Annotated in this window: 14 protein-coding genes; 12 read left to right on the top strand and 2 right to left on the bottom strand. The window is 52.7% G+C overall.

From position 1 onward, the window contains the following. Window positions 1–55: 55 nt before the first annotated feature. On the bottom strand, window positions 56–814 hold the full coding sequence (locus tag KE671_RS10935) for a M48 family metallopeptidase (protein ID WP_206162975.1): 759 nt from the start codon (window positions 812–814) through the stop codon (window positions 56–58). A gap of 279 nt (window positions 815–1,093) precedes the next feature. On the opposite strand from KE671_RS10935, the gene tkt reads away from it, so the two are divergent. The 10 genes from tkt to fbaA all read left to right on the top strand — a co-directional run bounded on the left by tkt (window position 1,094) and on the right by fbaA (window position 12,446). Continuing rightward, window positions 1,094–3,085 (top strand): transketolase, encoded by a 1,992-nt coding sequence (tkt, locus tag KE671_RS10930; RefSeq protein WP_206162974.1) that lies wholly within the window; start codon window positions 1,094–1,096, stop codon window positions 3,083–3,085. A 318-nt stretch (window positions 3,086–3,403) separates the two neighbouring features. After that, window positions 3,404–3,847: a PTS mannitol transporter subunit IIA gene (gene cmtB, locus KE671_RS10925; protein WP_206162973.1), complete on the top strand. Its 444-nt coding sequence runs from the start codon at window positions 3,404–3,406 to the stop codon at window positions 3,845–3,847. Between the two features lie 27 nt (window positions 3,848–3,874). Further along, window positions 3,875–5,254: a PTS mannitol transporter subunit IICB gene (locus KE671_RS10920; RefSeq protein ID WP_206162972.1), complete on the top strand. Its 1,380-nt coding sequence runs from the start codon at window positions 3,875–3,877 to the stop codon at window positions 5,252–5,254. Window positions 5,255–5,277: 23 nt separating this feature from the next. Then, the gene (locus KE671_RS10915) at window positions 5,278–6,555 is read left to right on the top strand and encodes a zinc-binding dehydrogenase (RefSeq protein ID WP_206162971.1); all 1,278 of its coding nucleotides are present in this window, start codon (window positions 5,278–5,280) and stop codon (window positions 6,553–6,555) included. After that, window positions 6,552–7,523: a class II fructose-bisphosphatase gene (gene glpX, locus KE671_RS10910; RefSeq protein ID WP_206162970.1), complete on the top strand. Its 972-nt coding sequence runs from the start codon at window positions 6,552–6,554 to the stop codon at window positions 7,521–7,523. The genes KE671_RS10915 and glpX overlap by 4 nt, the downstream gene beginning before the upstream one ends. A gap of 15 nt (window positions 7,524–7,538) precedes the next feature. Continuing rightward, on the top strand, window positions 7,539–8,048 hold the full coding sequence (locus tag KE671_RS10905) for an MltR family transcriptional regulator (protein WP_042998043.1): 510 nt from the start codon (window positions 7,539–7,541) through the stop codon (window positions 8,046–8,048). Next, entirely contained in the window at window positions 8,045–8,755 is a 711-nt protein-coding gene (locus KE671_RS10900) for a nucleoside/nucleotide kinase family protein (protein ID WP_206162969.1), read from the top strand. The genes KE671_RS10905 and KE671_RS10900 overlap by 4 nt, the downstream gene beginning before the upstream one ends. Window positions 8,756–9,041: 286 nt before the next feature. After that, window positions 9,042–10,061, top strand: a complete 1,020-nt coding sequence (gene epd / locus KE671_RS10895; protein WP_206162968.1) for an erythrose-4-phosphate dehydrogenase — start codon at window positions 9,042–9,044, stop codon at window positions 10,059–10,061. A 51-nt stretch (window positions 10,062–10,112) separates the two neighbouring features. Continuing rightward, window positions 10,113–11,276: a phosphoglycerate kinase gene (gene pgk / locus KE671_RS10890; protein WP_206162967.1), complete on the top strand. Its 1,164-nt coding sequence runs from the start codon at window positions 10,113–10,115 to the stop codon at window positions 11,274–11,276. Between the two features lie 90 nt (window positions 11,277–11,366). Then, complete coding sequence (fbaA, locus tag KE671_RS10885; RefSeq protein ID WP_042998040.1) at window positions 11,367–12,446, top strand: class II fructose-bisphosphate aldolase; 1,080 nt, start codon at window positions 11,367–11,369, stop codon at window positions 12,444–12,446. Between the two features lie 126 nt (window positions 12,447–12,572). Here fbaA and KE671_RS10880 read toward each other — a convergent pair whose 3' ends face one another. Beyond that, entirely contained in the window at window positions 12,573–13,478 is a 906-nt protein-coding gene (locus KE671_RS10880; RefSeq protein ID WP_206162966.1) for a carbamate kinase, read from the bottom strand. A 337-nt stretch (window positions 13,479–13,815) separates the two neighbouring features. On the opposite strand from KE671_RS10880, the gene KE671_RS10875 reads away from it, so the two are divergent. Further along, window positions 13,816–15,039 carry an MFS transporter gene (locus tag KE671_RS10875; protein ID WP_206162965.1) on the top strand — a complete coding sequence of 408 codons (1,224 nt, stop codon included), beginning with the start codon at window positions 13,816–13,818 and terminating at the stop codon, window positions 15,037–15,039. 12 nt (window positions 15,040–15,051) lie between these two features. Continuing rightward, window positions 15,052–16,713 (top strand): acyl-CoA synthetase FdrA, encoded by a 1,662-nt coding sequence (locus KE671_RS10870; protein WP_206162964.1) that lies wholly within the window; start codon window positions 15,052–15,054, stop codon window positions 16,711–16,713. The last annotated feature ends 7 nt before the right edge of the window (window positions 16,714–16,720 follow it).

Genomic DNA, 16,720 nt, shown 5'->3' with positions numbered 1-16,720 from the left:
GTTGTTCTGTAGGCCGGATAAGGCGTTTACGCCGTCATCCGGCACTGCTCAATGGTTACTTAATCCCGTCCGCTTTCATGCGATCGCGAATATGTTGCGCACGTTCGGCGGAGGCCGGGTGATCGTCAAACATCGAGCTTTGACGACCTTCTTCCAGTTTCGCCAGTTTTTCGAAGCTGGTAGCAAGCCCCGCCGGGCTAATACCGCGCTTGCGCAACAGATCGTACGAGTAGTCGTCTGCTTCCGACTCCTGACGCTGAGAGAACTGCGAGTTCACCAGTTTTTCCCCCAGATCGCCAAGCTGTGACTGCGACAGGCTGCCGACGATCCCACCCGCAGAGGCTGCGGCTGCGCGAACGGCGTTGGTGCCCAGCGCCACCTGCATACCTTTCTTAACGTGTCCGAGCGCAACGTGACCCATTTCATGGCCAATCACTGCTTCGACTTCGTTATCCGTCATCATGTCCATCAGGCCGCTATAGACGCGAATGCAGCCGTTCGCCATTGCGAAGGCATTCACGTCTTTCGCCATGTAGACCTTGTAATTCACCGCTTGTCCGTTGATGTTATCGCCGAGCGCTGTGGCGATTTTGCTCAGGCGCTTCGCGTACTCGCTGCTGGCTGGCGCGATGGTCGCCTTACCATCCATTTCCGTACAGGCCTGGTTGCTTAACGCAATCACCTGCGCGTCGCTCAGACTGTAGGCCTGAAAAGCCTCAGCCCCTGAGGAGAGTAGTCCATTGGAGTTCATATTCTGGCAGCCGGTCAGCACCGTCGCCATGCCCATAACAAGCAGTAACGCGCGAATCTTCATGTTTTTTTCTTCCACACGAAATAACGATTGTTCTAAAAGTGCGCGATTTGCAGATGAATCCGCGCTCACGGTAAGTATAAAGAAAAGAACAACAAGCGGGCGAGCAGATTGCGCAACATGCGAGTGTGATCCGGAGATTTCTGAAGCGGCAAAAGGATGCTCCATGTACATGACACGCGGCTTGGGTTACATTGTTCGCACTTTTTTCCGGCGTAGCCCAAAACGCGCTGTCGTCAAGTCGTTGCGGGTATGGCCTTCATCATCCGATCTGGAGTCAAAATGTCCTCACGTAAAGAGCTTGCCAATGCTATTCGTGCGCTGAGCATGGACGCAGTACAGAAAGCCAAATCCGGTCACCCGGGTGCCCCGATGGGTATGGCTGACATTGCCGAAGTCCTGTGGCGTGATTTCCTGAACCACAACCCGAGCAACCCGTCCTGGGCCGATCGTGACCGTTTTGTGCTGTCTAACGGCCACGGCTCCATGTTGATTTACAGCCTGCTGCACCTCACCGGTTACGATCTGCCGATGTCTGAGCTGCAGAACTTCCGTCAGCTGCATTCCAAAACCCCGGGTCACCCGGAAGTGGGTTACACCGCGGGTGTTGAAACCACCACGGGTCCGCTGGGACAGGGTATTGCGAACGCGGTTGGTATGGCTATCGCTGAAAAAACACTGGCAGCACAGTTCAACCGTCCGGGCCACGACATCGTTGACCATTACACCTACGCGTTTATGGGCGACGGCTGCATGATGGAGGGTATCTCTCACGAGGTATGCTCTCTGGCCGGTACGCTGAAGCTGGGCAAACTGGTGGCGTTCTACGATGACAACGGTATCTCTATCGATGGTCACGTTGAAGGCTGGTTCACTGACGATACCGCCAAACGCTTTGAAGCGTACGGCTGGCACGTGGTACGTGGTGTTGATGGGCATGATGCAGACGCTATTAAACGCGCGGTAGAAGAAGCTCGCGCCGTTACCGACAAACCGTCCCTGCTGATGTGCAAAACCATCATTGGTTTCGGTTCCCCGAACAAAGCCGGTACCCACGATTCCCACGGCGCGCCGCTGGGCGATGCCGAAATCGCACTGACCCGCGAACAGTTGGGCTGGAAATACGCGCCGTTCGAAATCCCGTCTGAAATCTATGCCCAGTGGGATGCGAAAGAAGCAGGCCAGGCGAAAGAGTCTGCCTGGAACGAAAAATTCGCGGCCTATGCTAAAGCCTTCCCGCAGGAAGCGGCTGAATTCACCCGTCGTATGAAAGGCGAAATGCCGTCTGACTTCGACGCGAAGGCAAAAGAATTCATCGCTAAGCTGCAGGCTAACCCGGCGAAAATCGCCAGCCGTAAAGCGTCTCAGAATGCGATCGAAGCTTTCGGTCCCTGGCTTCCAGAATTCCTCGGCGGTTCCGCTGACCTGGCGCCTTCTAACCTGACCCTGTGGTCCGGTTCTAAAGCGATCAACGAAGACACGGCCGGTAACTATATCCATTACGGTGTTCGTGAATTCGGTATGACCGCGATTGCCAATGGTATCTCTCTGCACGGTGGTTTCCTGCCGTACACCTCCACCTTCCTGATGTTTGTCGAATATGCGCGTAACGCGGTGCGTATGGCTGCCCTGATGAAACAGCGTCAGGTGATGGTGTACACCCACGACTCCATCGGTCTGGGTGAAGATGGTCCGACTCACCAGCCGGTAGAGCAGGTGGCTTCTCTGCGCGTCACGCCGAACATGAGCACCTGGCGTCCGTGTGACCAGGTTGAATCTGCGGTGGCGTGGAAGTACGGCGTTGAGCGTCAGGACGGTCCGACCGCACTGATCCTCTCCCGTCAGAATCTGGCACAGCAGGAACGTACTGAAGAGCAGCTGGCGAACATCGCTCGCGGTGGCTACGTACTGAAAGATTGCGCGGGCCAGCCTGAGCTTATCTTCATTGCGACCGGTTCTGAAGTTGAGCTGGCGGTTGCCGCATGGGACAAACTGACCGCAGAAGGCGTGAAAGCGCGTGTGGTCTCCATGCCGTCCACCGATGCATTCGACAAGCAGGATGCCGCTTACCGTGAATCCGTGCTGCCGAAAGCGGTTACCGCTCGTGTGGCAGTGGAAGCCGGTATCGCTGACTACTGGTTTAAATACGTGGGCCTGAACGGCGCAATCGTCGGGATGACCACCTTTGGCGAATCTGCTCCAGCAGAACAGCTGTTCGAAGAGTTCGGATTCACCGTCGACAACGTTGTCGCGAAAGCAAAAGCACTGCTGTAATCATCATTACAATAGTCTCTAACGGGTCGCTTCGGCGGCCCGTTATCATCTGGAAAGGTAGTTATTTTTATTCGAGCAAGTGGTTATTGTAGATCTGCTTCACAAAACTGATATTTAACATGTTATTAAATTTGCAACCGTCATCACATAATTACTCTTGCTATTTTATTTTTATTTTGCAACACATTGTTTTTAAATGATTTGATTTATTGCCCGTTTTGTTTGCCCCTGTTTTTACCTCGATTGCTTTCATTTCACCGCGCGCGTATTTTGTTTTTAGCAAGACGTTGTACCCTAAAAATAAAATAAGGACAATTTATGCGGTTGATTGACTATTTTCCTGAAGCATCTATTTCAATAAAACCGGTGGCAAAGAACTGGCAGGAAGCCATTGATTTTTCCATGTCATCGTTGCTGGCAAATCATTATGTGAATGCCAATTATATCCAGGCTATAAAAGATTCGACGATCAACAATGGTCCTTATTATATTCTGGCTCCCGGTGTGGCGATGCCGCATGCTCGCCCGGAATGTGGTGCGTTAAAAACAGGTATGTCATTAACGCTACTTAACCAGGAAGTACAGTTTACCGACGATGACGAACCCGTGAAATTACTTATTGGGTTATCAGCGGCGAATGCCGATTCACATATCGGCGCTATCCAGGCTTTAAGCGAACTATTATGTGAAGAGGAAAACCTGGCAGCATTATTGGCTGCTAAATCAGAAAAACAGCTGGCGGATATTATCGCCCGCGCATAATCATTTTCTCCTCGACAGGATATTATCATGGAACACAAGTCTGCTCGTGCAAAGGTCCAGGCTTTTGGGGGATTTTTGACTGCAATGGTCATCCCTAATATTGGTGCTTTTATTGCCTGGGGTTTTATTACTGCATTATTTATTCCGACAGGGTGGATGCCCAATGAGCATTTTGCCAAAATAGTTGGCCCGATGATTACCTATTTACTTCCCGTGATGATTGGCTCTACCGGTGGGCATCTGGTGGGCGGAAAACGCGGGGCAGTGATGGGAGGGATCGGTACCATCGGTGTGATCATCGGCGCGGACATCCCGATGTTCCTCGGTTCAATGATCATGGGGCCGCTGGGTGGTCTGGTGATTAAATACATTGACCGGCTGCTGGACCAGCGTATTCCCGCGGGCTTTGAGATGGTGATTAATAACTTCTCTTTAGGCATTGCCGGGATGCTGTTGTGCCTGCTGGGGTTTGAAGTCATTGGCCCGGCGGTCCTCATTGCCAATAACTTTGTGAAAGAGTGCATTGAATCACTGGTGCATGCCGGTTATCTACCGCTGCTTTCATTGATTAATGAGCCTGCGAAAATCCTCTTTCTGAATAATGCAATCGATCAGGGGGTCTATTATCCACTGGGAATGCAGCAGGCCTCGGAGACGGGAAAATCCATTTTCTTCATGGTGGCCTCAAACCCTGGCCCCGGTTTAGGTTTACTGCTGGCGTTTACCTTCTTTGGTAAAGGGATGGCGAAGAAATCTGCCCCCGGCGCCATGATTATCCATTTTCTGGGCGGTATTCACGAACTCTACTTCCCGTACGTGCTGATGAAGCCACTGACTCTGATCGGCATGATTGCCGGGGGAATGAGCGGAACATGGGTGTTTAATCTGTTAGGCGGCGGCCTGGTTGCGGGCCCCAGCCCAGGATCGATTTTCGCTTATCTGGCGTTGACGCCAAAAGGCGCTTTCCTTGCCACGATTGCAGGCGTGACGGCGGGAACCGTGGTGACCTTTATCATCACCTCATTGATCCTGAAAATGGAAAGAAATGGTCTGGCCGAGAGTGAAGAGACGTTCAGTGATTCAGCCAAAGCTGTTAAAGCCATGAAGCAGGAAGGTAGTTTTTCATATCGCAATGTCAAACGTATCGCCTTTGTCTGTGATGCGGGAATGGGGTCCAGTGCGATGGGGGCGACGACGTTTCGTAAGCGCCTGGAAAAAGCCGGCTTATCTATCGATGTCAAACATTACGCCATCGAAAATGTTCCTGATGATGCCGATATTATTGTTACGCACGCCAGTCTTGAGGGGCGCGTTAAACGAGTCAGTCATAAGCCCTTAGTGTTGATTAAAAATTATATTGGCGATCCACTGCTTGACGATTTATTTAACCACCTAACGTCGAATTAGCCTTTCTGGTTCCTGGAGTTAATATGAAAACGAAAGTTGCTGCAATATATGGCAAACAGGATGTCCGTATCCGTGAGTTTGAATTACCTGAAATCACGGAAAATGAACTGTTAGTCAGCGTCATTTCCGATAGCGTATGCTTATCCACCTGGAAAGCTGCGACATTAGCCAGTGAACATAAGCGAGTTCCTGATGACCTGGAAAATCACCCGGTGATTACCGGTCACGAATGCGCTGGAATCATTGTCGACGTAGGAAAAAATCTGACCGGGACATATAAGAAAGGGCAACGTTTTGTTTTACAACCTGCAATGGGATTGCCCAGCGGTTATTCCGCAGGATACAGCTACGAATATTTCGGCGGTAATGCCACATATATGATTATTCCGGAAGTTGCGGTAAATCTGGGATGTGTCTTGCCATATCATGGTTCTTATTTTGCGGCCGCCTCGCTGGCGGAACCGATGTGCTGCATTATTGGTGCCTATAAGGCGAATTATCATACGACGCCTTATGTGTATGAGCATCGGATGGGAATTAAGCCCGGTGGCAATATTGCACTTTTAGCCTGCGCCGGGCCAATGGGGATCGGTGCGATTGATTATGCCATCAACGGCGGGATCCAACCGGCACGCGTGGTGGTTGTGGATATCGATGAAACGCGTCTGGCACAGGCTAAAAAACTGCTCCCGGTCGAACTGGCCGCACGCAAGGGAATCGAACTCATCTATGTGAATTCGTCTGGTATGGCCGATCCCGCGACGCAACTGCGTGAATTAACGGGCGGAGCCGGGTTCGATGACGTTTTTGTCTATGCCGCCGTGCCGGCTGTCGTGGAGATGGCTGACGATATTCTGGCAGAAGATGGCTGTCTGAACTTCTTCGCCGGTCCGACGGAGAGCCGTTTCAAAGTGCCTTTTAATTTCTACAACGTGCATTACAACAGTACGCACGTCGTCGGAACCTCCGGCGGTTCGACCGATGATATGAAAGAGGCGATTGCACTGAGCGCGACGGGCCAGCTTCAGCCGTCGTTTATGGTGACCCATATTGGCGGTCTCGATGCGGTGCCAGATACCGTTCTGAATTTGCCGGATATTCCGGGCGGCAAGAAGCTTATCTATAACGGAGTGACGATGCCGCTAACTGCCATTGCTGATTTCGCTGAGAAAGGCAAAACCGATCCGTTGTTCAGGGAGCTGGCGCGTTTAGTAGCCCAGACGCACGGTATCTGGAACGAGAAGGCGGAAAGATACCTGCTGGCGCAGTTTGGTGTGGATATCGGGGAGGCGGCGGCATGAAGTCGTTGGCATGGCCGCTGTTTCGCATCACGGAGCAGGCAGCGCTGGCTGCCTGGCCGCAAACCGGCTGCGGCGATAAGAACAAAATCGATGGTCTGGCAGTGAACGCGATGCGCGCGGCCCTGAATGATATTGCCATTCGCGGGCGCATCGTCATTGGTGAGGGCGAGATCGATAACGCGCCGATGCTGTGGATTGGCGAAGAGGTCGGCAGCGGCAGCGGGCCTGAGGTTGATATCGCTGTTGATCCTATTGAAGGCACCCGGATGGTCGCGATGGGCCAGAGCAATGCGCTGGCGGTGATGGCATTTGCGCCGCGGGGAAGTTTGTTACATGCCCCTGATATGTACATGAAAAAATTGGTTGTTAATCGGCAGGCGAAAGGGGTGATTAACCTGGCGCGGCCACTGGCGGATAATTTGCGTCAGGTAGCGAAAGCGCTGGGCAAACCGCTGGATCGACTGCGCATGGCTACGCTGGATAAACCGCGCCTTCAGCCAGCGATTATCGAAGCCACGCAACTGGGGGTGAAAGTCTTTGCCCTGCCAGATGGCGATGTGGCCGCCAGCGTTCTGGCCTGTTTGCAGGATAATCCTTATGACCTGATGTATACCATTGGCGGTGCGCCAGAAGGCGTCATCTCCGCCTGCGCGGTGAAAGCGTTGGGAGGTGATATGCAGGCCGAGCTGATCGATTTTTGCGAAGCGAAAGGCGACACCGCGGAGCATCGGCTTATCGCCGCCCAGGAGCGCCAGCGCTGCGCGGACATGGGCGTCGAGGTTAATCGGGTCTATACGCTCGATGAAATGGTGGCGGGACAGGACGTCCTCTTTAGCGCGACCGGAGTCACCGGCGGCGATCTTGTGAATGGGATCCAACAGGTTGCAAAGGGGGTACGGACGCAAACTTTACTGATCGGCGGCGCGGATCGAACGTGTAATATAATAGACTCTCTGCATTCATGGTGATTGATCGGGAAACAAATGACGACGCTGACAGAAGACGATGTGCTGGAGCAACTGGATGCTCAAAATAACTTACTTTCGTTTATGACGACGGCACATTCCATTTTGCTACAGGGCATTAAGCGCTTTCTGCCGTCGCTATTTGTCGATAACGATGAAGAGATTGTGGAATATGCAGTGAAGCCGTTACTTGCCCAGAGTGGGCCGCTTGATGATATTGACGTTGCGCTACGCCTGATTTACGCGCTGGGAAAAATGGACAAATGGCTTTATGCCGATATTACGCATTTTTCGCAGTTTTATCAGTACGTCAGCGAACGGGATGAGATCCCGGGGTTTGCCGATGACATCACCTGGGATTTTATCAGCAACGTCAACAGTATCACCCGAAATACGACCTTATATAGCGCGCTGGAGTCGATGAAATTTGCCGACTTTGCCGCGTGGTCTGAGGTGCGTTTTTCCGGAATGGTCAAGACGGCAATGACGCTGGCGGTGACGTCAATTTTGAAGGAATTAACACCGTGAAAATCGGACTGATGGTTAATGGGTTGCCGGTTGAAGCCCATTATCATGATGATGAGATAGAAAACGTTCATAAACCGTTATTACAGCGACTGGCAAACGTCCATTCCGCGAACGCCAGGCGACGCACGATTGTGTTTCTGAGTGCGCCGCCCGGAACGGGGAAATCCACACTGACCACGTTCTGGGAATGGCTTTCTCGTCAGGACGCCTCTTTACCGTCGATCCAGACGCTCCCGATGGATGGTTTCCATCATTACAATGACTGGCTGGATACTCACCATCTGCGTGCGTTCAAAGGGGCGCCAGAAACGTTTGACGTTGAAAAACTGGCGCAGAATCTGCGGCAGATTAGAGAAGACGAGGGAACCTGGCCACAGTATGACCGGCAAAAGCACGATCCGGTCGAAGACGCGATTGTGGTGAGCGCGCCGATTGTCATTGTGGAAGGAAACTGGCTGCTGCGGGATGACGAGAGATGGCGAGCGCTGGCGGCGTTCTGCGATTTTTCCCTGTTCATTCGTGCGCCAGCGGAGGCCCTGCGTACACGGCTGGTAGGGCGTAAGTTGGCCGGAGGATTATCGCCAGCTGATGCCGAGGCGTTTTACACGCGCACGGATGGACCGAATGTGGAGCGTGTGCTGCGCCAGAGCCGCCCGGCCGATCTGTTGCTGGAGATGAACGCCTGCGGGGAATACCGTCTCGCCTGACGATAAATTATTCCAGCTACGTCGTGATGGTTATTACGCCTTACTGGAATAATTCCCCCATCCTTCGCGGGTAAAATGTGATGCAGGTCATATAGCTGGCTTTATGCTCTGGACAATCGTTCCTTTTATTCCCCGTTTCGCTTATTCTAGCTGAAGCGTTTCAGTCGATTAAATGTTCGACAAATAATCAATCAGTCGCAGTTTGCGACAGGTAAGGTTTCCCTGAACGATGCGCTGGATTACTCTGTCAGCCACATCTGAATCGGGATAGCCTTGCAGGAGATCTATGACCGTACGCGTAGCGATTAATGGCTTCGGTCGCATCGGACGTAATGTGGTTCGTGCTTTATATGAATCCGGACGTCGGGCGGAAATCACCGTGGTGGCAATCAATGAACTGGCGGATGCTTCAGGCATGGCGCATTTGTTGAAATATGACACCAGCCATGGACGTTTTGCATGGGACGTTCGCCAGGAGCGCGAGCAGCTCATGGTTGGCGACGACGCGATTCGCATTCTGCATGAGTCTTCGCTTGACGCGCTACCCTGGCGCGAGCTCGGCATTGATATCGTACTGGACTGTACAGGCGTCTACGGGAACCGTGAACACGGCGAGGCGCATATCGCCGCCGGCGCGAAGAAAGTGCTCTTTTCACATCCTGGCAGCAACGATCTCGACGCCACCGTGGTATTTGGCGTCAATCATGATCAACTGCGTGCGGAACACCGCATCGTCTCCAATGCTTCGTGTACCACGAATTGTATTATTCCCATTATCAAATTATTGGATGATGCCTATGGCATAGAGTCCGGTACGGTGACGACCATTCACTCCGCGATGCACGATCAGCAGGTGATTGATGCGTACCACTCTGATCTGCGCCGTACGCGTGCGGCGAGTCAGTCAATCATTCCGGTCGATACCAAACTGGCGGCAGGCATCACCCGTATTTTCCCGCAGTTTAACGATCGTTTTGAAGCGATTGCGGTGCGGGTACCGACGATAAACGTCACGGCAATCGACCTAAGCGTCACGGTGATGAAACCCGTAAAAGCGAATGAAGTCAACCAGTTGCTGCAAAAAGCGGCACAAGGTGCATTTCATGATATAGTTGACTATACGGAATTACCGTTGGTCTCCGTCGATTTTAATCACGATCCGCATAGCGCCATTGTTGATGGCACACAAACGCGGGTCAGTGGCGCGCACCTTATTAAGACCCTGGTCTGGTGTGACAATGAATGGGGCTTTGCTAACAGAATGCTCGATACCACGTTAGCGATGGCTGCAAAAGGTTTCAGGTAGGGCGCAAGAGCGTCTGCAAAACTTTATCAAGAATCAACGAGAGGATTCACCATGTCTGTAATCAAGATGACCGATTTGGATCTTGCTGGTAAACGTGTTTTTATCCGTGCGGATCTGAACGTACCAGTTAAAGAAGGGAAAGTGACCAGCGATGCGCGTATCCGTGCTTCTCTGCCGACCATCGAACTGGCCCTGAAACAAGGTGCTAAAGTGATGGTAACTTCCCACCTGGGTCGTCCTACCGAAGGCGAGTACAACGAAGAATTCTCTCTGCTGCCGGTTGTAAATTATCTGAAAGACAAACTGTCTAACCCGGTTCGCCTGGTAAAAGATTACCTCGACGGCGTTGAAGTCGCTGCCGGTGAACTGGTGGTTCTGGAAAACGTTCGCTTCAACAAAGGCGAGAAGAAAGACGACGAAGCGCTGTCCAAAAAATATGCCGCGCTGTGTGACGTGTTTGTAATGGACGCTTTTGGTACGGCTCACCGTGCGCAGGCTTCCACTCACGGTATCGGCAAATTTGCCGATGTCGCGTGTGCCGGTCCGCTGCTGGCCGCAGAACTGGACGCGCTGGGTAAAGCGCTGAAAGAGCCGGCTCGTCCGATGGTCGCTATCGTGGGTGGTTCTAAAGTTTCTACTAAACTGACCGTTCTGGATTCCCTGTCCAAAATCGCTGATCAGCTGATCGTTGGCGGCGGCATCGCGAACACCTTCGTTGCCGCTCAAGGCCACAGTGTGGGTAAATCTCTGTACGAAGCGGATCTGGTTGACGAAGCGAAACGTCTGCTGACCACGTGCGATATCCCGGTTCCGACTGACGTTCGCGTCGCGACCGAGTTCTCTGAAAGCGCTGCCGCCACGCTGAAATCTGTCAACGACGTGAAAGAAGACGAGCAGATCCTGGATATCGGCGATGCGTCTGCACAGCAGCTGGCTGAAATCCTGAAGAATGCAAAAACCATTCTGTGGAACGGCCCGGTTGGCGTGTTCGAATTCCCGAACTTCCGTAAAGGGACTGAAATCGTGGCTAACGCGATTGCTGACAGTGACGCGTTCTCTATCGCAGGCGGCGGTGATACGCTGGCGGCTATCGACCTGTTCGGTATTGCTGACAAAATCTCCTACATCTCCACTGGCGGCGGCGCATTCCTTGAATTCGTGGAAGGTAAAGTTCTGCCTGCAGTAGCGATGCTCGAAGAGCGCGCTAAGAAGTAAGACACTCATGGGCAGGGAAACCTGCCCAATTTTCAGCGCGCTATAGTGGCACGCACCCCTTTCCAAGGCCGAAGATACAGGACTCGTAACATGTCTAAAATTTTTGATTTCGTAAAACCTGGCGTGATCACCGGTGATGACGTACAGAAAGTTTTCCAGGTAGCAAAAGAAAACAACTTCGCTCTGCCAGCAGTTAACTGCGTGGGTACCGACTCTATCAACGCCGTTCTGGAAACCGCTGCAAAAGTTAAAGCACCGGTCATCGTACAGTTCTCCAATGGCGGCGCAGCGTTCATCGCCGGTAAAGGCGTGAAGACCGACGTTCCTCAGGGCGCTGCTATTCTGGGCGCAATCTCTGGTGCGCATCACGTTCACCAGATGGCTGAGCACTACGGTGTTCCGGTTATCCTGCACACTGACCACTGCGCGAAGAAACTGCTGCCGTGGATCGACGGTCTGCTGGACGCGGGTGAAAAACACTTTGCAGCAACCGGTAAGCCGCTGTTCTCTTCTCACATGATTGACCTGTCTGAAGAGTCTCTGGAAGAGAATATCGAAATCTGCTCCAAATACCTGGCGCGCATGTCCAAAATGGGCATGACCCTGGAAATCGAACTGGGTTGCACCGGTGGTGAAGAAGATGGCGTGGACAACAGCCACATGGACGCTTCTGCCCTGTACACCCAGCCGGAAGACGTGGATTACGCGTACACCGAGCTGAGCAAAATCAGCCCGCGCTTCACCATTGCAGCTTCCTTCGGTAACGTACACGGTGTTTACAAGCCGGGTAACGTGGTTCTGACCCCGACTATCCTGCGCGACTCTCAGGATTATGTTTCTAAGAAACACAACCTGCCGCACAACAGCCTGAACTTCGTCTTCCACGGTGGTTCTGGTTCTACCGCTCAGGAAATCAAAGACTCCGTAAGCTACGGCGTAGTCAAAATGAACATCGATACCGATACCCAATGGGCGACCTGGGAAGGTGTTCTGAACTACTATAAAGCGAACGAAGCGTATCTGCAGGGTCAGCTGGGTAACCCGAAAGGCGAAGATCAGCCGAACAAGAAATACTACGATCCGCGTGTATGGCTGCGTGCTGGCCAGACTTCTATGATCACCCGTCTGGAACAGGCTTTCAAAGAACTGAACGCCATCGACGTGCTGTAATCGGGTCCGCTGATTGTAAAAATGGCTTCCTTCGGGAAGCCTTTTTTATGCTTTGCTGTCGGCGGATATTGTAGGCCGGATAAGACGCTTAAGCGTCTTATCCGGCAATGACAAACGGCAAGGTATTTACTGTGTTACGCAGGTGCCTTTCTCACCCATTAATATCTGCGGCGCATCCTTCAGGGCGCCAATAAACGCCGAACTTCCGGTTTGCTTCACAAACTGGATCACCGCCGCGGCTTTGGGTCCCATTGCGCCGTCTGGTGCGGCAAACGGTGCCAGCTCTTCTGTCGTGACGTGCCGTAATGCACGCGCCTGCGGGGTTCCCCAGTGTTCATAAACGGCATCGGCATCGGTCAGGATCAGCAGGTGATCGGCGTTGATGGCATTAGCCAGCACCGCCGCGGTGAGATCTTTATCGATCACCGCTTCGACACCCTGATATCCTTCCCCTTGCGGAACTACCGGCACTCCGCCACCGCCGCAGCAAATCACCGTATGTCCTGCTTCCATCAGCATCTGGATGGCCTCGCTGTCGAGGATGTTTTGCGGTATCGGCGAGGGAACCACCCGGCGAATATATTGCCCATCTGCCTTCATTGTCCAGCCATAACGTTGTTCCAGTTCAGCCTGTTGATCCGGTTGATAGACGGGGCCAATGTACTTACCCGGAGCGGCAAACGCCTCATCCTGCGGATCGACTTCTACCCGTGTCATCAGCGTGGTTACGGGGCAACCCGCCGTTTTTTGCGTCAGCGCCTGGGCGATGGCGACACCAATCATTCCCTGACTTTCGGCTACCAGGATATCCAGCGGCCAGGCGGGTGATTCTGTGTACGCCGCGTTCTGCAACGCCAGCAGCCCGACCTGAGGACCGTTTCCGTGAACAATCACCAGTTGATAATCGCGGGCCAGCATCGCCACCCATTGCGCAAAAACCTGAATGCTGCGTTGTTGGTTTTCCGCACTCAGAATTTCTCCGCGCTGTAATAATGCATTCCCACCCAGCGCAATGACCAGTTTCTTTTTCATTATGACCTCAATGTGCAAAAAATATCTCGTGGTCAAAATAACGTTCCTGACTTTTTATAATGTGATTTATTCGACAGCTTATTGACTGATAAAAATAACGTGTTAATTAGGATTGTTTTTAATTTCTTTGTTTAAATTATTTGAAAAATGATTGTTAGACTTTTTTTAATAATGCTACGGCCAGTTCCCAGGAATTTATAACAATGAATTTTGTGTGACTTTGCTCAAACGAAATGATGGCGCAGCCCGATATGGTGAACAGAGTTAAAACATCAAGCCTCATCAATCGTCAGATAACCTGAGGTGTTCAACGGTAAATATTACCGGGAGATTGCTTATGTCTGAATCATGTGAAGTGACTGAGGTCACAAAGAAAAAAGGAATACCGGCCTGGTGGGTGACCATTTTCCTGTTCTGGCTGGGGTGGATTTTCATGTATGCCGACCGGACAGTATTGAACCCGGTGATGGGCGAACTGGAGAAGGAATTTGGCTTAAGTGGAACGCAATTAGGCATTCTTAATTCAGTGTTTTATTTTTCTTATGCGTTATTACAGGTTCCGGCCGGAATACTGGGTGACAAAATCGGCAAGAAAAAAGTGCTGGTGCCTGGGTTTATTCTCTTTGGCGTTTTTACTGCCGTTACCGGTTGGGCTAAAAGTTGGTACATGCTGCTGTTTGCCCGCGTGGTCACGGGCGCGGGAGAAGGGACCTATTACGGCCCACAGTACGGCCTTTCTTCCGAGCAAATTCCCAAAAAATACCGTTCGCTCGGCAGCGCCATTATCAATAGCGGTATGGCCTTCGGTATTGCGCTGGGGCTGATGACGTCAAGCTGGCTGGTGTACGATCAGGGTCATTCATGGCGGATGCCGTTCTACGCGATGGCTGTTCCTTCGGTACTCGTGGGAATTGCGATTTGGCTGTTTGTGAAAGAAAAGAAACGCACCGTAGATACCGATGGTCAACCGGTGAAAAAAGGCAAATTCAGCGATCTCCTGAGAAACCGCAACCTCGTTCTGACCTATATTATGGTGTTTTGCAGCCTGTTTGGTTTCTTCGTTATTCTGACCTGGCTTCCCTATTATCTTCAAAGTGAACGCGGTATTGCCGGTAGCGAAACCGGGTTTATCTCTTCGCTGGTGGCCTGGATTTCAATACCCGGCGCACTGTTATTCTCCAGCCTGTCCGACAAATTAGGTAAGCGTAAACCGTTAATTATGTTCCTTGTGCCGGTGGCGATCCTCAGCATGCTGTCCATTGTCTGGATGCCAAATATGACCGGCGTGATTGTCGCCCTGTGTATTTATGGTCTCGTTGGCAAACTGGCGCTGGATCCCGTGCTGGTTGCGTTGGTTGCTGATAGCGTTGATGAAAATAATTACAGCACCGCGTTTGGCTTATTTAATTTCATCGGTATGAGCTCTTCCATTCTGGCTCCCATTATTGCCGGTGCGGCGCGCGATATAACGGGCAGCCTGGCATCCAGTTTTTATGTATCAGCCATTCTGTTAGCGATTGGATTGGTTGCCATGCTGTTTTTGAAAGAAAAACGTACATAAGAGGTAGCGGTAATGATTTACGCCTTTATTAAAAAGGGAAGCTTTCAGGACTCCGTCAGCCTGATGATCATTTCCCGGAAATTAAGTGAGCGTCCGGAAGTTGATCAGGTTTCCGTCATGATGGGAACGCCAGCGAATAAAGCGATGCTGGATTCCACAGGCTTCTGGCATAACGATTTTGCCGAAGCCACGCCGAACGATATTTGTGTGGCGGTACGAACGCATGACGAGCAGCCCGGGATCCTCGAACTCATTCGCGAACAGCTGGAAAAAGAGTTGAGCGCCATTGCCAGCGCCTCGGGCAGTTCACAGCAACTGCTGAAGGCACGTCGCTGGGAGAGCGCGTGTCAGAAATTACCGCAGGCCAATCTGCTGCTGGTGTCGGTTGCCGGGGAGTATGCGGCCTCCGTAGCAAAAGAGGGACTGCTGGCCGGTAAAAACGTGATGATGTTCTCCGATAACGTCCCGCTGGAGAAGGAAGTCGAGCTGAAAACGTTGGCTCGCGAAAAAGGGCTTATCGTGATGGGACCGGACTGCGGGACGGCGATGATTGCCGGAAGCCCACTGGCTTTCGCGAACGTGTTACCCGACGGCGGGATTGGCGTGATAGGGGCCTCGGGGACGGGGATTCAGGAGGTCACCTCGCAGATTGCGCTACATCAGCAGGGGATCAGCCATGCCATCGGCTTAGGGGGACGCGATCTGAGCGCGGAAGTGGGTGGCATCAGCGCGTTAACGGCGCTGGAAATGCTGGCTGCCGATGATGCCACGCGGGTGATCGCCTTTGTCTCCAAGCCGCCGTCGCCGCAGGTCAGAACCCGCATTATCCATGCGATGCAAAAAGTGGGTAAACCGGTGGTCGCGCTCTTTCTCGGGAATAAACCGGATCAGCGCCGTGAGGGGAATGTCTGGCTGGCGAATTCGCTCTCGGATGCTGCCCAACTGGCAGTGCTGCTGATGCGCGTGGCGCAGCAGCGCCTGATTCAACCCGAGGTGGCTGGAAAAGGCATTTATGGTCTGTATGCCGGTGGAACCCTTGCGGCTGAAGCGGCGATGCTGCTTTCGGCCGGGTTGGGTGTACCGGTGAGCGAAAGCCACGCCGCTGGCGTGATGCTTGACGCACAGGGCCATCGCATTGTCGATCTGGGGGATGACAGCTACACGCTGGGTCGACCACACCCGATGATCGACCCGACAACCCGCAGCATTGAAATCGAAAAGCTGGCAGCGATGCCGGATGTGGGCGTGCTGCTGCTGGATGTGGTGCTGGGCTATGGCGCCTGTGCTGACCCGGCTGGCGCCGTCGTGGAGGCTGTCCAACAGGTTCGAGCAACGCGGAACGCGCCGCTGGTCACCATCGCCACCCTGACCGGAACCGATGCCGACCCACAGGGACGCAGTGGACAAACTGACATTCTGCGTGAAGCAGGAATCGCCGTGGTGGAAACCCTGGAAGAGGCCGTGTTACTCGCCATCAGCCTGACACATCATCAGGACGCCCGTTCCTCAGACGCACCTAACCCCTTGCTGGATGGGGTGCAGGTGATCAATGCCGGACTGCGTAGCTTCGCGCTGGATCTGCAAAGCAGCGGCACGCCGGTTGTGCATTATCAGTGGGCGCCGATTGCCGGTGGCAACGCGCGTCTCGCCAGTTTACTCAAGCAGTTACATTAATTCAGAG

The organism is Citrobacter amalonaticus (assembly GCF_018252635.1).
In the GTDB taxonomy this organism is placed as follows: domain Bacteria; phylum Pseudomonadota; class Gammaproteobacteria; order Enterobacterales; family Enterobacteriaceae; genus Citrobacter_A; species Citrobacter_A amalonaticus_E.
This window is presented reverse-complemented; position numbering and strand designations above follow the sequence as displayed.